Source organism: Mucilaginibacter sp. P5_A4 (assembly GCF_056400605.1).
In genome coordinates this window covers 1-1628 of the sequence record NZ_JBFUKX010000125.1, presented here as the reverse complement: position 1 = coordinate 1628, position 1628 = coordinate 1, and the positions used below count along the sequence as shown (strand labels likewise).

At 36.3% G+C, this 1628-nt stretch carries 2 protein-coding genes; both read right to left on the bottom strand.

What is annotated here, in order from left to right:
* Nucleotides 1–721: glycosyltransferase family 2 protein (locus AC1DQW_RS27545; protein WP_477456994.1), on the bottom strand; the 721-nt coding region annotated here is incomplete at its 3' end.
* Nucleotides 718–1628, bottom strand: a 911-nt coding sequence (locus tag AC1DQW_RS27540; protein ID WP_477456993.1) for a DegT/DnrJ/EryC1/StrS family aminotransferase, incomplete at its 5' end; no start/stop codon positions are given. The genes AC1DQW_RS27540 and AC1DQW_RS27545, both read right to left, overlap by 4 nt.

Here is a 1628-nt window from a genome sequence, read left to right as displayed (position 1 = left end):
GGTTAAAGTCACTTATCATTCTTTCCATCCTTATTTTTGTATTGATCATGCTCCATATGCCACCTTCATGGTTACGATAACAGCTCATAATCTCGGGCATCACATATATTTTTTTGCCGGTATGGTGTGTTGCAAAAAGTTTAAAAATTTTATCGCCGGCATAACAATTAAAAAACCAGGGAGTTGAAAACAGATTATACAGATCTGGTATATTTCGGTATAAAACAGTTGCCGTTTTTGTTTCTTCCTGTTTGCCTGCAAGTAAATCGTGGTAGGTATGAATTAATGRTACCGGCTTCGGATTTACATAAAGTGTTCTATTATCGGCATTTATCACCCGGGTATAATGGCAGCATATAACGTAGTCGGGGTTGTTTTCTAAGAAATCGACCTGCTTTTGCAGTTTATGAKGATCAGTCCAAAAGTCATCCCCTTCACAAAGAGCTATATATTTCCCGTTACATAATTTGCTGCAATTAATTAAATTATGATGGATCCCCATATTTTGAGGGGATGAAACAATTTTTATTTTGCCAGGATATTTATTTGAAAACAGCCTGACAATTTTGAGTGTATTATCGGTGGAACTATCATCACCCACTATAATTTCAAATTTAAAGTTTGTTTGCTGTATCATAAAGCTGTTAATAGCCTGGGAAATAAACTTTTCATGGTTATAAGTGATACAACAAATGCTAACTGTTATTTCTGCATCCTTCATATCGTGCCGTTTTTTTCATTAATTTCCAATTCAATTTTGTCGGCTATTATATTTCCAAAGTGTTTTTGTTTCTGTTGACCCGCCTCGTCAAAATTTTGAGTCCTTAGCAATAACCTACAAATAAGATCAAGATCTGGTAATGTTAAAGTATGGTATAAGGGGAGGCATACAATTCTTGAGGCAACCGAATCGCAAACAGGCATTTCTATATTATTTACATAGGGCAATGTTGATAGCGATGGGTAAAAATACCTTCTACAATATATTTGCGCCAGTTCCAGCTTTGCTTTACTATCTTGCATCAAACCCTCAGTGCTAAAAAGCACCGGGAAATATGCATGGTTATAATCTTGTTTGTTCTCTATTTTCTGAAATTTTACGTCGAGGTTAGTCAAACGCAGCATATACTGTTCAGATAAATACTTCCTTTTTTTTAGTATTTCATCTGCATGGCGTAAGTTACACAGGCCCATTGCCGCATGAAATTCACAATTTTTAGCGTTGATACCCGCTTCAGAAAAACTATCAACCCCCGAATAACCAAAATTACGCATCAGCGCCATTTTTCTTAAAAGCTCCGGATCCTGTGTAAATACCCCTCCCCCTTCAATCGTATGAAATAATTTGGTTGAATGAAAACTGGTTGTACTAATGTCTCCATATTCAAACACCGATCTGTTATTATAAAAGGTGCCAAAACAATGGGCAGCATCATAAATAACCTTTAATCCATGCTTATCAGCAATTTTTTGTATTGCATCAATATCACAGGGGTTTCCAAAAACATGTGTTGCCAGGATAGCTGAGGTTTTTGGGGTAATAGCAGCTTCTATTTTCGTCGGATCGATATTAAATGTCTCAGGATCTATATCCGTAAATACGGGTGTACATCCCTGCCATACAATAC